Origin of the sequence: Caldovatus sediminis (assembly GCF_014644455.1) — a bacterium.
Lineage (GTDB): Bacteria > Pseudomonadota > Alphaproteobacteria > Acetobacterales > Acetobacteraceae > Caldovatus > Caldovatus sediminis.
In genome coordinates this window covers 303,857-318,580 of sequence record NZ_BMKS01000001.1, presented here as the reverse complement: position 1 = coordinate 318,580, position 14,724 = coordinate 303,857, and the positions used below count along the sequence as shown (strand labels likewise).

Sequence of the window (14,724 nt, the reverse complement as noted above, 5' to 3'; positions counted from 1 at the left end):
GCGATCCGGCGCGATTGGCAAGCGTCCGGCCCTGCCGCCGCCGGGGCGACGGCACGGACTTCCCTGGCGGGGGCCTGGATGCGCCTCGCCGCCGAGATCCCGCGCAAGGGCGCGATCAGCCCGGGGCGCGCTCCGCGAGGCCGGCGGGGAGGGACGCCCGGGCGCGGGTCGGCGGCATCCACCAGAGGACCAGGAGGAGGATCATCAGCGACAGCGTCGCCGCGATCGCCATCGAGGCCTGGGCCGAGCGGCGCAGCGCGCGGATCGGCGCCAGCTCCTGCTCGGCGTCCAGCCCGTAGGCGACCGCGAGGGGGGCGCCGGAGACGGTGCGGTAGCCGAACAGCAGCTCGCGGCCCGAGAGATGGCTCCAGACACGCGCCCGTCCCGCCCGCTCGGCGCGCATGAGCTGGAACAGCACGGCCTCCTCCGGCAGCGCTCCGCCGAGGAAGCGCCGCTCTTCCGGGGCGCCAAGGGCGAGCAGCGCACCATCGTCGAGACGCAGCACCACCGAGGCCTCGCCGTGGCCGGCGTGCAGCGCGCCGAGCTTCTTCGAAAGCTCGATCGGATCGAGGGACACCAGGGCGACGCCGGCGAAGTTGCCGGACCGGTCCTCGAGGGCGCGGGTGAGGTGCATGCTCCAGCGGATCGCGCTGGTGCGCCCGATGGTCAGCGCGCTCACATGCAGCTCGCGCTTGCCGTCGCGGTGCACGGCGAAGTATTCGCGCTCGGCGACGGAGACGGGCTGGGCCCCCGGAGCCTGCGCGGTGGACCAGTGGAGCACGCCGTCGGCGCGAATCACGCCGATCGCCTGCACGCCGAAGCGCGCGCGGCGGGCGACGGCGGTCAGATGCTCCTCGATCGCCGCGGCGCCGGCGGTGTCGCCGGCGCGGTCGAGGCGCTCGCGAAGCTGAAGGAGCTCGTGCAGGCCCTCGACGAAGTCGAGCTTGCGCAGCACGCCCTGTTCGACCGCTTCGGCCATCGCCGCGGCGCGTTCGAGCGCGGCGAACTCCGCCGCCTGCTCCTCGCGCTGCAGGTGGGTGGCGTAGAACCAGTGCAGCAGCAGGACGGATATCGCCCAGGCCGAGAGCGCGCTTGCCCAGGCGGCGAGGTGTCGCTGGCGGCCCGCCCTGCGCGGCTCGAAGCGGGCACTCGGGAACATGGCGCCGGGGCATTTATCACGAATTCGTGAAAATCGCAAGGCGAGACTGGCCGCACCGGCGAACCGGCCACCGTGCCGCGAGGCGCCGCATGCGCGAAACCAATGCCCCCGGGGAGATTCGAACTCCCACACCCTCGCGGGCGAGCGATTTTGAGTCGCCTGCGTCTACCATTCCGCCACGGGGGCAGGCGGATCAGGCCCAAGCGTCTAGACGCCCCGGCGCCGCCGGTCCAGCGCCATCCCGGGGCGCGGCGGCGGGCGCGGGAGGTCCATGCGCGGCCCCTGGCCGCCAGTGGCGGCCGGCGGGCGGCTCGTCCCGACCTCAGGCGCGGCCGATGGTCGCGCCGATGGCGTCGCGGTTGGTCGCGCGCACCACCGCGGCGAACAGCCGGAGCGCGTCGGGGCCGCCGCGGTCGAGCAGCGCGCCGCCCTCCATCTCGTCGGCGAGCAGTTCGGCCTGGTCGGCCAGGATGCCGGCCGCGCGGCGCAGCGCCTCGCGCGCCAGGGCCAGTTGCTGGGCCTCGGTGAGTGTGTGCCAGCCGGCGGCGGCCGGGCTGTCGCCGGCGGCCGGCTCCTCGGTCCTGGGGCGGCGCATGGATTCTCCCGATATTCCGCGCCGTCCTGGCGCCGAAGCCGCCCAGCCGGGCGACGGACACCGTGGCGATCCTCGCCGGCATGCGGTTAACCGAACGTGTCCGGCAGGCCCCCTGGCCCGTCCCGGCGACGCCGTCAGACGAAGCGCAGGTCCGCCATGCCGAGCCCGTCGAACGCGATGCGCACCGTGCAGGGCCCCTCCAGCCAGATGGGCGGCGTCACCGAGCCGAGGAACACCACCTGTCCGGCCCGCAGCCCGCCGAACACCCGTGCCGCGCCGGAGCCGGCCAGCCAGGCCAGCGCCTCCATCGGATGGCCGAGCAGATCCCGCCCATGGCCCTCGCCGCGCAGCGCGTCGGCTACCCACATGCGTCCCTGCGTCGCGCCGAGGTCGAGGGCGCGCCAGTCCGGCACGGGCGCGCCGAGCACGCCCGCGGCGTGGAACACCTGGTCGGCGATCAGGCTCGGCGTGCCGAAGGCGGCGAGGTCGGCGCCGTAGCGCCGCTCGACGATCTCGATGGCCGGGAACACCTCCGCGACCGCCGCCTCCGCCGTCGCGCGCGAGCACGGGCCGGGCGGCAGGTCGCGTCCGAGTCGCAGCCCGATCTCGCACTCCACCCCGGGCTGGAAGAAGTCGGCGAAGCGGAACTCTGCCGGTGTGGCGCGCAGCCCCTGGCGCGACACGAACCCGGCCGCGGGGCCGGCAAGACCGAGATAGGCCTGCATCTGCCGCGTCGTCGCGCCGATCTTGAAGCCGGCCGGCGGCTCCGCGCCGAGCCGCCGAGCGAGCGCGTGCTGCGCCGCGTAGCCGGCGGCCTCGTCGGCCGGGGCGACCCCCGGCGGGAGCGGGGCGAGCGGCGCCCGCGGCCGGGCGCGACGCGCCTCGAACAGGACCGCGGCCGCCCGTTCGGCGGCGTCGGTGGCATCGGTGTGCGGCATGGGCGCGGTCATTCCTTCCCTTCGGGGCCGGTCGCCGGCAGGCGCGACCGGACCAGCTCGTAGAGCGCCACCGCGGCGGCGGCGGCGACGTTCAGGCTCTCGACCTCGGGCGCGATCGGCAGGCGGAGGAGCTCGTCGCAGGCCTCGCGCTGCAGGCGCCGCAGGCCGCCCTCCTCGGCGCCGAGCACCAGCGCGACGCGGCGCGCGCCGAGCCCGGCCTCGGCCAGCGTCGCCGGCGCCGACGCGTCGAGGCCGACGACCCAGAAGCCCATGCGCTTCAGCGCGAGCAGGGCGCGCGCGAGGTTCACCTCGCGCACCACGGGCACGAGTTCGAGCGCGCCGGAGGCGGCGCGGGCCAGCGCGCCGCCCTCGGGCGGCGCATGGCGCTGCTGCAGCACGACGCAGGCGGCGCCGAACGCCGCCGCCGAACGCAGGATCGCGCCGACGTTGCGCGGATCGGTCACCTGATCGAGCACCAGCACCGGCCCGGGACGCCCGGCCACCGCGGCGTGCAGCGAGGCAGGCGCCAGCGGCTCGACGAGCAGGGCGACGCCCTGGTGCACCGCGTCCTCGGGGAGGAAGGTCCGGAAGCGCGCGCGGTCCTCGACCCGCTCCGGGACGATGCGCCAGGGGGGCGGCACGCGCGCGGCAAGCGCCGCCTCGGCCTCGGCGGTGACCAGGAGGCGGCGCAGACGGCGCGCAGGGTTCGCCAGCGCGGCGGCGACCGCGTGCTGGCCGTGGAGCCAGTAGGCGGCGCTGCTCGCGCCGGGGCCGCCGCCGCGCCCGGCATGCCGCGCCGACTGCACGACGGATGGTCCCTCCGGCGGCGGAGGACGGTGACCGGCCGAAGGCGGTGCCGTCGCCGCCAGCTCTCCGCGGTCCGGGCGCGGCGGGCGGGGCCTCTCCGGGCCGCGGCCGGCACCGGCGCGGCGGGCGGCGGCCACCGGTGGCCCGGGCGGCTCGGCGCGGCCGCTCCTCGTCCGGCGCGCGCCGCGGTCGAGGTCCGGGGGGCCGGCGCTTCGGCCCTCGTGCGGTGGCGCCTTGGCGCTGCCGCGGCGGCGCGGCGGAGGAAGGGGACGTCGCATGCGCGAGCCATCCTGCGCCCTCGCGCCGCGCTTGCAAGTCGGCGGCCCGCGCGAGGGCCGGCGCGCGGGGCGATTCGTTGCGCCCTCCCACAACCGTTACGTGCAAATCGGCGATGACGCGCCAAGATGGTTGCAGACTTTCGCACGAGGTGGGGGTGCCGACGTGCCCGCTGCGCCAGGATCCCAGATGCCGCAACCGCCCGGCCCTGCGATGGGGGCGGTCGTCCTCCTGGCCGAGGACGAGCATCTGCTCGCCGTGCTGCTGGGGGATCTGCTGGAGGGCGAGGGGTTCGAGGTGATCCTCGCCGCCGATGGCGTGGAGGCGCTGGAGCGTGCCGGCGCCCGCCACGTGGACGTCCTGCTGACCGACCTGGACATGCCGCGCCTCGGCGGCTGGGAACTGATCCGGCGGCTGCGCACCGATCGGCCCTGCCTGCCGGTGGTGGTGATGACCGGCCGCCTCCCCTCGGACAGCGGGCGCGGCGGCGCGGTGGGCGGCGAGACGCCGGCGCAGGCCCCCTTCGCGCTGCTCATCAAGCCGTTCGCGCCGGATCACCTGGTCGAGACGCTGCGGCGCGTCCTCGCGGCCTCGGGCGCGGGTGGCGGCGGGGGGGCCGGGGCGCAGGCCAAGCGGGCGCCGCTCGCTCGCGTGTGGTGAGCGGATCGGAGGAACGGGCGCCGCGCACCTGCCGCGGGGGGAAGCGCCGCTGCGCATTGACAGGCACCGCTCCGAGCCGCTAGTCGCCCCCCTCCATCGGCCCGCGAGCCCGTGCGGAGGGGTGCCCGAGTGGCTAAAGGGGACGGACTGTAAATCCGTTGGCGTGAGCCTACGTTGGTTCGAATCCAACCCCCTCCATATCATGTGTGCGATCGCATGACTCGCCATTCTCCCGGGCCGGTGGGACGGACGGGACGTCGGAGTGCGGAGCGCCGCGCCGCGGGTGTAGCTCAATGGTAGAGCCCCAGCCTTCCAAGCTGGTTGTGCGGGTTCGATTCCCGTCACCCGCTCCATCGTGCGCGGGCGGGCGGTGAGCGGCGTGCCGCCCGGCCGAGGCGAGCTCGCCGGCTTCGGATCGCGCCTGCTCGCGACGCTGATCGACCTGATCTGGATGCTGCCGGTCAGCTTCACCCTGGTCACGCTGGGCGCGGCGCTGCACGGCGGGGGGGGCGGCGCGGCGGGCTATCCCACGCCGGCGGCCGAGGCCCTGCTCAACCTCATCTTCGGCCTGGTGGTGCTGAACTTCTGGGCGGGCCCGCACCAGGCGACGCCGGGCAAGCGCGTGCTCGGCCTGCGCATCGTCGATGCCGGCACCGGCGGCCATGCCGCCCTCGGCCACCTTGCGCTGCGCTACGTCGGCTACCTGCTGTCGGCGCTGCCGCTCGGGCTCGGCTATCTCTGGATGCTGTGGGATCCGCGGCGGCAGACCTGGCACGACAAGCTCGGCCGGACCCTTGTCGTGCGCGAGGCGGGGGCGTCGCGCCCGCCGCCCTCGACAGCCCCGCACGGCTGACCTATAGACCGGCTCTCGCGCGCGGCCCGACCGAGCGGCGAGGTCGGCTGTCCGGCGCGGGCGGCCGCGCCGGCCGGCGGCGTGGAGGGGCGTAGCTCAATTGGCTAGAGCGCCGGTCTCCAAAACCGGAGGTTGGGGGTTCGAGACCCTCCGCCCCTGCCAGTGCCGGCCGGGCCGCGCAGGCCGCCAGGGATCTTCCGGGGCGGCGCCCGTGCGGGCGCCGCCCGGCTTTCGTTGAAGGATTGGGAGTTGGCCAAGCTCGACCCCGCGCAGTTCATCCGCGAGGTGCGCCAGGAGGTGAACCGGGTCACCTGGCCCACGCGCAAGGAGACGCTCGTCACGACGGGCCTCGTGCTCGCCATGTCGGCGCTCGCCGCGGTGTTCTTCCTGCTCGTGGACCTCGCGATCTCGCAGATCATGCGCGGCGTGTTCGGGCTCGGCTGATGCCGGGGCGGGTGCGGTCCGGCCGCGGCGCGGCGCGGGGCTCGCGGCCGCGGCGGCGCGCGGGAAGCATCGCGGGATGAGGGAGGCGCAAGCCACCATGGCCGAGAAGAAGTGGTACGTCGTCCACGTCTATTCTGGCTTCGAGAAGAAGATCGCCCAGCAGATCAAGGAGCAGGCGGCGCAGAAGGGCCTCGCGGACAAGATCGAGGAGGTCCTGGTCCCGGCCGAGCCGGTCACCGAGGTCCGCCGCGGCCAGAAGGTCGAGACGGAGCGCAAGTTCTTCCCCGGCTACGTGCTGGTGAAGATGGAGATGACCGACGACGCCTGGCACCTGATCAAGAACACGCCCAAGGTCACCGGCTTCCTCGGCGAGCGCAACCGGCCGACGCCGATCCGCGAGGCCGAGGCGCAGCGCATGCTCCGCCAGGTGCAGGAGGGCGTGGAGAAGCCCCGGCGCCCGAGCGTGGTGTTCGAGGTGGGCGAGCAGGTGCGCGTCGCCGACGGCCCCTTCACCAGCTTCAACGGCGTGGTCGAGGAGGTGGACGAGGAGCGCGGCCGGGTGAAGGTCTCGGTCAGCATCTTCGGCCGCTCCACGCCGGTGGAGCTGGAATACAGCCAGGTCGAGAAGATCTGAGGCGCCGCGCCGCGCGGCGCGGCTAGAGCCGTTTTCGCTCGGCTGTTCTCGCTGCAACGGCTCTGGCTCGTTGTCTGCCGAGCAGATTCACGCTCCCGGCTGTTTCCAGCCGTCCGCGATCCGCTCTATCCGCCGCCCGGCGCCGGCGCCGCGAGGCCGTGCCCGAGCGCCGCGTCGCCGGTGCCCGCGTAGCGCGCCCGCAGCTCCCGCTTGAGCAGCTTCCCCGCGGTGTTCTTCGGCAGCGCGTCGGTCAGGATCACCCGCTTCGGCACCTTGTACGGCGCGAGCCGCTCGCGCGCATGGGCGATCAGCGCGCGCTCGATCTCCTCCGGCGCCGCGCCGCCTCCGGCCGCGTCGGCGCGCAGCACCACCACGGCCGTCACCGCCTCGATCCAGCGCGGGTCGGGCACCGCGATCACCGCCACCTCGGCGACCGCGGGGTGGGTGAACAGCGCCTCCTCCACCTCGCGGCTCGCCACCAGCACGCCGCCGGTGTTGATCAGGTCCTTGGTGCGGTCGACGATGTAGAGGTACCCCTCGGCGTCCACCTCGGCGACGTCGCCGGAGTGGAACCAGCCGCCCTCGAAGGCGCGCGCCGTCTCCTCCGGGTTGTCCCAGTAGCCGACGAGGAGCTGGGGCGAGCGGTGCACGATCTCGCCGCGCTCGCCCGGCGCCACGTCGCGCATCGCGGCGTCCACCACCCGCGTCTCGACGTTGAGGATCGGCCGGCCGACCGAGCCGGGGCGGGCGTCGTGCTCCTCCGGCCTGAGGACGGTGGCGAGCGGGGCGATCTCGCTCTGGCCGTAGCAGTTGAAGGGCCGCACGCCGGGCAGGCGCTCGCGCAGCTCCTGCAGCACCGGCACCGGCATGATCGAGGCGCCGTAGTAGATCTTGCGCAGCGCGCCGAGGTCGCGCCGGGCGAAGTCCGGATGGCGCAGCAGGCCGATCCAGACCGTGGGCGGGGCGAAGAAGGAGCTGATCCGGTGCCGCTCGATCAGCTCCAGCACCCGCGCCGGCTCCGGCGCCTCGATCAGCACGATCGAGGCGCCGACCAGGAGCTGCGGCATGGTGAAGCAGTGCATCTGCGCCGAGTGGTAGAGCGGCAGGCTGGCCAGCACCCGGTCCTCGCCGGCGAACTCCAGCTCGACGATGCAGCTCATGTACTCGGCGAGCAGCGCGCGGTGGGTCATCATCGCGCCCTTGGGCAGGCCGGTGGTGCCCGAGGTGTAGAGGAGCTGCGCCACGTCCTCGTCGCGCACCGCCTCGCCCGGCGGCGGGTCGCCGGGCCCGCCCCAGCGCGGGTCCTGCGCCGCGGCCAGCACGTCGAAGCCGCCCGGCCCGGCGGCGCCCTCCTCGAGCGTGCCGGCGACGGCGATGCCGAGCCGGCCGCGCACCGCCTCCGCGGTCGCCCTCAGCGCCGGCTGGGTGAGCAGCGCCGCGGCGCCGGACTGGCGCGCGATGTGCTCGAGCTCGCCCGCGGTGAGCGCGAAATTGGCCGGCACGTGGATCAGCCCCGCCCGCGCGCAGCCGAGCCAGGCGAGCAGGTAGCCGTCGGAATTGCGCCCGTAGGCGAGCACGCGGTCGCCGGGCTTCAGGCCCTGCGCCAGCAGGCAGCGCGCCACCCGGTCGGCGGCGAGGTCGAGCGCGGCGTAGCTCCACTGCCGCTCGCCGAAGCGGAGCGCCGGCCGGTCGCGGAACCGCCGGGCGGAGCGCCGCAGCGCGTCGCCGATCGTGTTGCGCCTCGCGCGCTGCTGCTGGGCCGCTTCGCTTCCCGTCGTCATCCCTCCCCTCCCCGGTCCGTCTCTCCGAGCCGACGCGGGGCGAGGATAGCAGAGGACGCGGGCGACGCTCAGCGCCGCAGGAAGTGCGTCCCGACCGAGTCCAGCACCACCACGCCGTCCGCCTCGCGCGCGAGCAGGTAGCGCAGCTTCGCCACCCCGAGCGGACGGCCGGAGCGCGAGGGCTGCACCTCCAGCACCTCCACCTTCAGCCGCACCGGCTCGCCGGGGCGGAGTGGCGCCGGCCAGCGCGTGTCGATCCGGTTGCCGCCGAGCGAGACCGCGGCGAGCCAGCCGCTGCGCATCAGGTGGCCGAAGGCGGCCGAGAGGGTGTGCAGCCCGCTCGCCACCAGCTCGCCGAACAGGCTCTCCCGCGCCGCCTCGCGGTCGAGGTGGAAGGGCTGCGGGTCGTAGCGGCGGGCGAACTCCACCACCTCGGCCTCGCTCAGCGTGAAGCCGCCGAAGTCGTACACCTGCCCCGGCGCGAGCTCGTCGAGCGAGCGGAGGGGGGCGATCGTCGCGGAGGTCGTCATGCGGCACCGGGGCAGGTTCGTGACGTCGGGGAGAGAGGCGGCGGGCGCCATGCGGCCGGAAACCGCCGGTGCTCCCGCGTCCCGCCAGACCGGGCCGCGGTCGGCGGAGCGGGGCGGCCCGGCGGGCGTCGCGCCGGTCGAGGCGGCGCCGGCAGGGCCCGAAGGAAGGGTAGCAGGGCGCCAGGCCGCGACCAAATCGGGAAGCGGGCCGGCCGAGGGATTGGCCCCCGGCCGCCGCCATGCCCAGATGGCGACGGCGAGGATCCGCGGAGAGCGAGGGAGCGAGCCATGCTGTTCAAGCGCGAGCGGGGCGGCGCGCGGGGGCCGGGCGAGACGCCCTTCCCCGTCGAGAAGTCGGAGGCCGAGTGGCGGGCGGCGCTCACGCCCGAGCAGTTCCGGGTGCTGCGCCAGCACGGCACGGAGCGCGCGGGCAGCAGCCCGCTCGACAAGGAGAAGCGGCGCGGCACCTTCGTCTGCGCCGGTTGCGGCAACGCCCTGTTCGACTCCGACGCCAAGTTCGACAGCGGCACCGGCTGGCCGAGCTTCTGGCGGCCGCGCGAGGGCGCGGTTGGGACTTCCGAGGACCGGAGCTTCTTCATGACCCGCACTGAGGTCCATTGCGCGCGCTGCGGCGGGCATCTCGGCCACGTGTTCCCGGACGGGCCGCCGCCCACCGGCCTGCGCTACTGCATGAACGGCGTGGCGATGCGCTTCGAGCCGGCGGAAGGCGGCTGACCGGGCACGCGATCCGGCCCGGCGTCCCCGGCGCGCGGGGGTCAGGGCGGGGGGCGGGGAAGCCGCTTGAAAGCGCGATCACGTCGCGGCAGCTATGGAGGTGCCGTGACGACTGTCTCGGACGACGGACGACCTTGCCCGCCATGCGGCCGCCCTTCCAGCCTGCCCGCCGCCCCGCCCTGCTGCTCGGGCTCGCCGCCCTGCTGGCCGGTCGGGCGAGGGCTGCGACGGCGGAGATCGTCGTCTATGTCCTGAACTCGGGCGATGCCTCCATCAGCGTGCTCGATGGCGCCGAGCGCGTGGAGACGCGCCGGATCCCGGTGCTGCGCGAGCCGCACCACCTAGTGCCGACCCCGGACGGCCGTTCCCTCGTCATCGGCGATTCCGCCGCCAACGAGCTGCTGTTCCTCGATCCGGACACCGGCGCGCTGCAGCGGCGCGAGCGGATCAGCAATCCCTACCACCTCGACTACGCGCCGGACGGGAAGCATCTGGTGATCGCCTCGCTGCGGCGCGACCAGGTGGATATCTACGACGCCGCGGGGCCGACCCTGCTCGAGCGCCTGCGCCTGCCGGACAAGCCGAGCCACATGGCCTTCAGCCCCGACAGCCGCATGGTCCACGTGACCCTGCAGGGCAGCGGCGCCGTCGTCGCGATCAGCCTGGAGACGCGCCAGCCGGTCTGGCAGGCGCAGGTCGGGCCCGAACCGGCGGGCATCCTCTGGCACCGCGGCCTGCTGATCGTCGGCATCATGGGGACCGACCACTTCGCCGTGCTGAACCCCGAGACGCGGCAGGTCGAGCGGAGGATCGCGGTCGGCCGCGGGGCCCATGCCATCTTCCGCGCACCCGACGGCCAGGCCCTCTACGCGACCAGCCGGGTGGACAGCCGGGTCACCGCCCTGGATCCGGACACGCTCGAGGTCCGGCGCCGCTGGGAGGTGCCCGGCGGGCCAGACTGCATCGCCTTCGGCCCGGACGGGCAGCTCTGGGTCACCTTGCGGTGGATCCGCCGCGTCGCGGTGATCGATCCGCGGACGGAGGAGATCGAGACGATCCGGGTCGGGCGCAGCCCGCATGGCATCTACGTCCATCCGCGCGGCGGCTGAGGCGCCGGCACGCGGCGTGGCGCCGCACGATGCGGCGCGGCGCGGCGCGACGCGGCGGCGGATCGGCGCTGCCGTGCTGGCCGGCGCCGGCGCATGGCTGGTTCCGGGGCCGGGCGCGGGTCCGGCCGCCGCCCACGGCGCGCACTCGCCGTACTGTCCCGCCGGCACGCTCTACCTCACGATCGACACGGGCTGGTCGCGGGAGGCCGAGCGGATCGCCGACATCCTCCGCCGCCGCGGCGTGCGCGCCACCCTCTTCGTGGCGGACGAGCCGACCTGGCGCGGCGATTCGACCCTCTCGGACTCGTGGCGCGACTTCTGGCGCGCCCGCGCGGCGGAGGGCCACGTCTTCGCCAGCCATACCTGGCGGCACTGGTATTTCCGCGCCGATGCCGGGCCCGGTCGCGTCCGCTACGTCGCCCGCGGCGGCGCGGCGGCCGTGCTGCTCGACCAGGCCGGGCTGTGCGAGGAGCTGGAGCGGCCCATCCGCCGGCTGCGCGAGATGGTGCCGGAGGCGCGGGTGCTGCCGCTCTGGCGCGCCCCGGGCGGCATCACCACCCCCGGCGCGCTCGCCATGGCCCGCGCCTGCGGCCTGACGCACCAGGGCTGGACCGCGCACGGCTTCCTCGGCGACGAGCTGCCCTCCGACCGCCACCCCAACGCGGCGCTGCTCCGACGCGCCCTGCGCGACGTGCGCGACGGCGAGGTGCTGGTCATGCACTGGGGCGTGCGGAGCCGGCGCGAACCCTTCGCGGAGGTGCTCGAGCCGCTGATCGAGGCCCTCCAGGCCAGGGGTTTCTGCTTCGACACGCTGCCGCCACAGGGGCGTTAGCCGACAGGGGTGAGAACCGGCGCATGCTCGAGGACCTCTACGCCGCCGCCGCCGCCCGGATCTTCGAGGGGGCGATCCAGCCCGCCCTGTACGCGCTCGGCCTGATGGACTGGGCCGAGGACGCCTACGAGTGGCTCGACTTCGCGATCTTCGGGCTGCTGACGATCGTCGCGGTCTACGCGGTCTGCCGCCCGCTCGAGGCGTGGCGCCCGGTCGAGCGCTGGGAGAGCCGCGGGCCGGTGCGCACGGACGTGATCTACACCCTGCTCGCGCGGCTCGGACTGCTGCCGATGATCGCCTTCGTCCTGTTCGCGACCCTGCAGGCGCGCTGGGAGGGATGGGTGGCCGAGTCCGGGTTCATCCCGCCGACGCTCGAGACGCTGCTGCCCTGGCTGCGGGAGCACCCGCTGTGGGCGCTGGTGTTCTACATCGTCGTGCTGGATTTCGGGGAGTACTGGCGCCATCGCCTGCAGCACCGCTTCGGCTGGTGGTGGGCGCTGCACTCGATCCACCACGCGCAGCGCCAGATGACCTTCTGGACCGACGACCGCAACCACGTGCTCGACGAGGTGCTCGCCGCGCTCTGGCTCGGCGGGCTGGCGCTGCTGATCGGCGTGCCGCCGGGGCAGTTCCCGCTGGTCGTGCTGGTGCTGCGGCTGGCGGAGAGCCTGAGCCACGCCAATGTGCGGCTGAGCTTCGGCCGCGTCGGCGAGCGGCTGCTGGTCTCGCCGCGCTTCCACCGGCTGCACCACGGCGAACTCTCGGCCGGCGAGCACGGTAAGAACTACGCGGTCCTGCTGCCGGTCTGGGACTGGATCTTCGGCACGGCGGATTTCCGCCGCGAGGTGTACCCGCGCACCGGCGACCCCGAGGCGCCGGAGGCGCTGGCCACCGGCGGCTGGTGGCGCCAGCAGCTGGTCGGGCTGCGGCGCATGGCGACCGCGATCGCCGGGGGACGCTGAGCTCCCCGCGGGACCGTCGCCGCCGGGCGGCCGCGCGGCCCTGTCGCGGCCGATCGCCCCGATGGCGGACCGCGCCGCCCTCAGCCCGCCGTCGCCAGGCGCAAGACGAGGCCGGCCAGCGCCGCGACGCCGAGGGTGCGGACCAGCCCCAGGCGCCACCGGAACAGGCACGCGGCCGCCAGCGCCGCGAGCGCCAGCGCCGCCGGATCGAGGCTCGCCGGCACCGGCAGGTCGAGCGCTAGCGGCCCGATCGCCAGCGGCCGCACCTCGCCGAACAGCACGCGCAGGCCGAACCAGAGGGCGAGGTTCAGGATCACCCCGACCACCGCCGCGGTCACCGCGGCCAGCGCGCCGGTCAGCGCGCGGTGCGCGTGGAGCCGCTCCACGGCGGGCGCGCCGAGGAAGATCCAGGCGAAGCAGGGGACGAAGGTCGCCCAGAGCGTGACGGCGGCGCCGAGGACGCCGCCCCAGAGGCCCCATTCGCGGAAGGCGGCGAGGAAGCCGACGAACTGCAGCACCAGGATCAGCGGCCCCGGCGTGGTCTCGGCGAGGCCGAGCCCCGCGAGCATCTGGCCCGCGTCGAGCCAGCCGTACCGCTCCACCGCCTCCTGCGCGACGTAGGCGAGCACGGCGTAGGCGCCGCCCACGGTCACCACCGCCATCTTCGAGAAGAACCAGGCGATGTCCGCGAACACCCCGGCGCCGGCGCCCATCAGCAGCGCCACCGGCGCGAGCCAGAGCGCGAGCGCCGCGAATCCGGCCCGCCGCGCCGCCGCGCCCATGCGGGCGATGCGGCCGGGGTCGGCGGCCAGCGCCGCGTCGAGCAGCGCGGGCGGACCCTCGGCCGCGGCGCCGTGCCCGGCGACGCGGAACTGCAGCGGCATGGCGTAGCCGACGGCCAGCGCGCCCAGCACGACGATCGGGAAGGGGACAGAGAAGGCGAACAGCGCGAGGAAGGCGGCCGCCGCCAGGATCCAGCTCGGCGGCGTCTTCAGCGCGCGCCGGGCGACGCGCAGCAGCGCCTCCACCACCAGGACCAGCACGGCGCACTTCAGCCCGAAGAACAGCGCGGCGATCGCCGGCACCGCGCCGTACAGCGCGTAGATGGCGGAGAGCGCCATCATCACCGCCGCGCCCGGCAGCACGAACAGCACGCCCGCCGCGACGCCGCCCCGGACGCCGTGCATCAGCCAGCCGAGATAGGTGGCGAGCTGCGTCGCCTCCGGCCCCGGCAGCAGCATGCAGAAGTTCAGCGCGTGCAGGAACCGCGCGTCGGAGACCCAGCGCCGCTCGTCCACCACCTCGCGGTGCATCACCGCGATCTGCGCCGCCGGGCCCCCGAAGGAGAGCAGCCCGACGCGCAGCCAGACGCGCAACGCCCGGGCGAAGGTGGGGAAGGCGGCGGCGTCCATCGGGATGTCCCGGGGCGGGGCGCGCATGTCACGCTCCCCTGCCGGGGGCCGGCCAGTTGTGCGTCTCGCCCGTGGCGTCGCGGCACCAGCGGTAGAAGGCGTCGTAGAGCGTCATCGCGGCATCGAGCTGCTCCAGGTCGTCGCGGTGCATGCGCGACAGGCCGAGCGAGGCGGCGAGCAGCCCCGCCGCCTCCGGCGCCAGGTCCGGCCGCGCCGTGTCCGCCCCGCGCACGATCGCGGCGAGGCGCGCGAGCGGTCCGGAGCCGGCGAGGCCGAACTCCTCCAGCATCACGTCGAAGGTGCAGGCGGCGCCGCGGTGGCTCCAGAACACGCCCTCGATGTCGAAGGGCGTGGCGCCGAAGTGCTCGGCGACCGCCGGCACCTCCGACGGCGCGACGAAGAGGAACACGGCGGAGGGATCCACGAAGCGGCGGATCAGCCAGGGGCAGGCGATGCGGTCCACCTTCGGCCGGACGCGCGTGACCCAGACCGTCCGCCCCTGCGCGTCGCGGCGCGGCAGACGGTCGGGGCGGACCAGCAGGCCGCCCGCCTCGCGCCAGGCCTCGAAGCCGCCCTCGAGGGATTCGGCGCGGGCCCCGTGGTGCCGCAGCCAGGCGGCGACGCCCTGGCTGAGCTTCAAGCCGCGCCGGCAGACCACGGCGACGTGGCGGCCTGCGAAGTCCGGCGCCCAGGCGGCGACGGAGCGGCAGTCCCGGCGGATCGCGCAGGGCAGCGCCCGCGGATCGGCCGCGTGGTCCTCCTCGGTGCGGACGTCGAGGACGACGGGCGCGCCGGGCAGCCCGACGAGGCGCGACAATTGCGGGACGGTGAGGGTGTCGGGCGACGGCATGGCGCGTTCACTTCCCGAGGGAGAGGTGGACGCGATCCTTCGGCTGTCGCCTCACGGGGCGATCGCGGCGGGCCCCTTGCAGGCAAGTTCTCCGATGCGGCCCGACGAAGTCAAGGATCCCGCACCGGCCATGGGAGCGCGTAGCGG

16 protein-coding genes and 4 tRNA genes are annotated in these 14,724 nt (G+C 75.1%); 11 read left to right on the top strand and 9 right to left on the bottom strand.

Annotation, left to right across the window (positions count from 1 at the left end):
- Positions 1-115: 115 nt before the first annotated feature.
- The 5 genes from IEX99_RS01525 to IEX99_RS01505 all read right to left on the bottom strand — a co-directional run bounded on the left by IEX99_RS01525 (position 116) and on the right by IEX99_RS01505 (position 3,498).
- On the bottom strand, positions 116-1,159 hold the full coding sequence (locus IEX99_RS01525) for a PDC sensor domain-containing protein (protein WP_188897703.1): 1,044 nt from the start codon (positions 1,157-1,159) through the stop codon (positions 116-118).
- A gap of 103 nt (positions 1,160-1,262) precedes the next feature.
- Positions 1,263-1,345 (bottom strand) — tRNA-Leu (locus tag IEX99_RS01520).
- 136 nt (positions 1,346-1,481) lie between these two features.
- Positions 1,482-1,754, bottom strand: coding sequence for a hypothetical protein (locus tag IEX99_RS01515; RefSeq protein WP_188897701.1), 273 nt, complete (start codon positions 1,752-1,754; stop codon positions 1,482-1,484).
- Between the two features lie 134 nt (positions 1,755-1,888).
- Positions 1,889-2,692, bottom strand: coding sequence for a 2-keto-4-pentenoate hydratase (locus IEX99_RS01510; RefSeq protein WP_188897699.1), 804 nt, complete (start codon positions 2,690-2,692; stop codon positions 1,889-1,891).
- Between the two features lie 8 nt (positions 2,693-2,700).
- Positions 2,701-3,498, bottom strand: a complete 798-nt coding sequence (locus tag IEX99_RS01505) for a TrmH family RNA methyltransferase (RefSeq protein ID WP_229677737.1) — start codon at positions 3,496-3,498, stop codon at positions 2,701-2,703.
- 466 nt (positions 3,499-3,964) lie between these two features.
- Here IEX99_RS01505 and IEX99_RS01500 point away from each other — a divergent pair, with 466 nt between their 5' ends.
- The 7 genes from IEX99_RS01500 to nusG all read left to right on the top strand — a co-directional run bounded on the left by IEX99_RS01500 (position 3,965) and on the right by nusG (position 6,366).
- Positions 3,965-4,435: a response regulator gene (locus IEX99_RS01500; protein WP_188897697.1), complete on the top strand. Its 471-nt coding sequence runs from the start codon at positions 3,965-3,967 to the stop codon at positions 4,433-4,435.
- A 115-nt stretch (positions 4,436-4,550) separates the two neighbouring features.
- Positions 4,551-4,633: transfer RNA gene (locus IEX99_RS01495), tRNA-Tyr, on the top strand.
- Positions 4,634-4,714: 81 nt separating this feature from the next.
- A tRNA-Gly gene (locus tag IEX99_RS01490) sits at positions 4,715-4,788 on the top strand.
- 26 nt (positions 4,789-4,814) lie between these two features.
- Positions 4,815-5,288, top strand: coding sequence for an RDD family protein (locus tag IEX99_RS01485; RefSeq protein ID WP_188897695.1), 474 nt, complete (start codon positions 4,815-4,817; stop codon positions 5,286-5,288).
- Positions 5,289-5,373: 85 nt separating this feature from the next.
- Positions 5,374-5,450: transfer RNA gene (locus tag IEX99_RS01480), tRNA-Trp, on the top strand.
- Between the two features lie 87 nt (positions 5,451-5,537).
- A complete protein-coding gene (gene secE / locus IEX99_RS01475; RefSeq protein ID WP_188897693.1) occupies positions 5,538-5,732 on the top strand; it encodes a preprotein translocase subunit SecE in 195 nt (64 codons plus the stop codon).
- A 97-nt stretch (positions 5,733-5,829) separates the two neighbouring features.
- The gene (gene nusG / locus IEX99_RS01470) at positions 5,830-6,366 is read left to right on the top strand and encodes a transcription termination/antitermination protein NusG (RefSeq protein ID WP_188898258.1); all 537 of its coding nucleotides are present in this window, start codon (positions 5,830-5,832) and stop codon (positions 6,364-6,366) included.
- 125 nt (positions 6,367-6,491) lie between these two features.
- On the opposite strand, the gene IEX99_RS01465 is transcribed toward nusG, so the two are convergent.
- Together IEX99_RS01465 and IEX99_RS01460 are read right to left on the bottom strand one after the other, a co-directional pair.
- Entirely contained in the window at positions 6,492-8,147 is a 1,656-nt protein-coding gene (locus IEX99_RS01465; protein WP_188897691.1) for a fatty acyl-CoA synthetase, read from the bottom strand.
- A 68-nt stretch (positions 8,148-8,215) separates the two neighbouring features.
- Positions 8,216-8,677, bottom strand: a complete 462-nt coding sequence (locus IEX99_RS01460) for a MaoC/PaaZ C-terminal domain-containing protein (protein ID WP_188897689.1) — start codon at positions 8,675-8,677, stop codon at positions 8,216-8,218.
- Positions 8,678-8,965: 288 nt separating this feature from the next.
- Between IEX99_RS01460 and msrB the strand changes: the two genes are divergently transcribed.
- From msrB to IEX99_RS01440, 4 genes are all read left to right on the top strand, one after another.
- Positions 8,966-9,412, top strand: a complete 447-nt coding sequence (gene msrB / locus IEX99_RS01455; RefSeq protein ID WP_188897687.1) for a peptide-methionine (R)-S-oxide reductase MsrB — start codon at positions 8,966-8,968, stop codon at positions 9,410-9,412.
- Between the two features lie 143 nt (positions 9,413-9,555).
- Positions 9,556-10,521: a YncE family protein gene (locus tag IEX99_RS01450; RefSeq protein ID WP_188897685.1), complete on the top strand. Its 966-nt coding sequence runs from the start codon at positions 9,556-9,558 to the stop codon at positions 10,519-10,521.
- 16 nt (positions 10,522-10,537) lie between these two features.
- Positions 10,538-11,353 (top strand): polysaccharide deacetylase family protein, encoded by an 816-nt coding sequence (locus IEX99_RS01445; RefSeq protein WP_229677736.1) that lies wholly within the window; start codon positions 10,538-10,540, stop codon positions 11,351-11,353.
- A 23-nt stretch (positions 11,354-11,376) separates the two neighbouring features.
- Positions 11,377-12,315 (top strand): sterol desaturase family protein, encoded by a 939-nt coding sequence (locus tag IEX99_RS01440; protein WP_188897681.1) that lies wholly within the window; start codon positions 11,377-11,379, stop codon positions 12,313-12,315.
- Positions 12,316-12,395: 80 nt separating this feature from the next.
- Here the strand turns inward: IEX99_RS01440 and chrA are convergent, their stop codons facing one another.
- Together chrA and IEX99_RS01430 are read right to left on the bottom strand one after the other, a co-directional pair.
- Positions 12,396-13,754 carry a chromate efflux transporter gene (gene chrA / locus IEX99_RS01435; RefSeq protein ID WP_188897679.1) on the bottom strand — a complete coding sequence of 453 codons (1,359 nt, stop codon included), beginning with the start codon at positions 13,752-13,754 and terminating at the stop codon, positions 12,396-12,398.
- Position 13,755: 1 nt separating this feature from the next.
- A complete protein-coding gene (locus IEX99_RS01430; RefSeq protein ID WP_188897677.1) occupies positions 13,756-14,577 on the bottom strand; it encodes a chromate resistance protein ChrB domain-containing protein in 822 nt (273 codons plus the stop codon).
- Positions 14,578-14,724 lie beyond the last annotated feature (147 nt).

Bases quoted from the DNA above. Each gene is read 5' to 3' on its own strand.
- IEX99_RS01460 (WP_188897689.1), bottom strand. From the start codon at position 8,677: ATGACGACCTCCGCGACGATCGCCCCCCTCCGCTCGCTCGACGAGCTC.
- IEX99_RS01515 (WP_188897701.1), bottom strand. From the start codon at position 1,754: ATGCGCCGCCCCAGGACCGAGGAGCCGGCCGCCGGCGACAGCCCGGCC.
- IEX99_RS01525 (WP_188897703.1), bottom strand. From the start codon at position 1,159: ATGTTCCCGAGTGCCCGCTTCGAGCCGCGCAGGGCGGGCCGCCAGCGA.
- IEX99_RS01465 (WP_188897691.1), bottom strand. From the start codon at position 8,147: ATGACGACGGGAAGCGAAGCGGCCCAGCAGCAGCGCGCGAGGCGCAAC.
- IEX99_RS01430 (WP_188897677.1), bottom strand. From the start codon at position 14,577: ATGCCGTCGCCCGACACCCTCACCGTCCCGCAATTGTCGCGCCTCGTC.
- IEX99_RS01450 (WP_188897685.1), top strand. From the start codon at position 9,556: ATGCGGCCGCCCTTCCAGCCTGCCCGCCGCCCCGCCCTGCTGCTCGGG.
- nusG (WP_188898258.1), top strand. From the start codon at position 5,830: ATGGCCGAGAAGAAGTGGTACGTCGTCCACGTCTATTCTGGCTTCGAG.
- IEX99_RS01510 (WP_188897699.1), bottom strand. From the start codon at position 2,692: ATGCCGCACACCGATGCCACCGACGCCGCCGAACGGGCGGCCGCGGTC.
- IEX99_RS01500 (WP_188897697.1), top strand. From the start codon at position 3,965: ATGCCGCAACCGCCCGGCCCTGCGATGGGGGCGGTCGTCCTCCTGGCC.
- chrA (WP_188897679.1), bottom strand. From the start codon at position 13,754: ATGCGCGCCCCGCCCCGGGACATCCCGATGGACGCCGCCGCCTTCCCC.
- msrB (WP_188897687.1), top strand. From the start codon at position 8,966: ATGCTGTTCAAGCGCGAGCGGGGCGGCGCGCGGGGGCCGGGCGAGACG.
- IEX99_RS01440 (WP_188897681.1), top strand. From the start codon at position 11,377: ATGCTCGAGGACCTCTACGCCGCCGCCGCCGCCCGGATCTTCGAGGGG.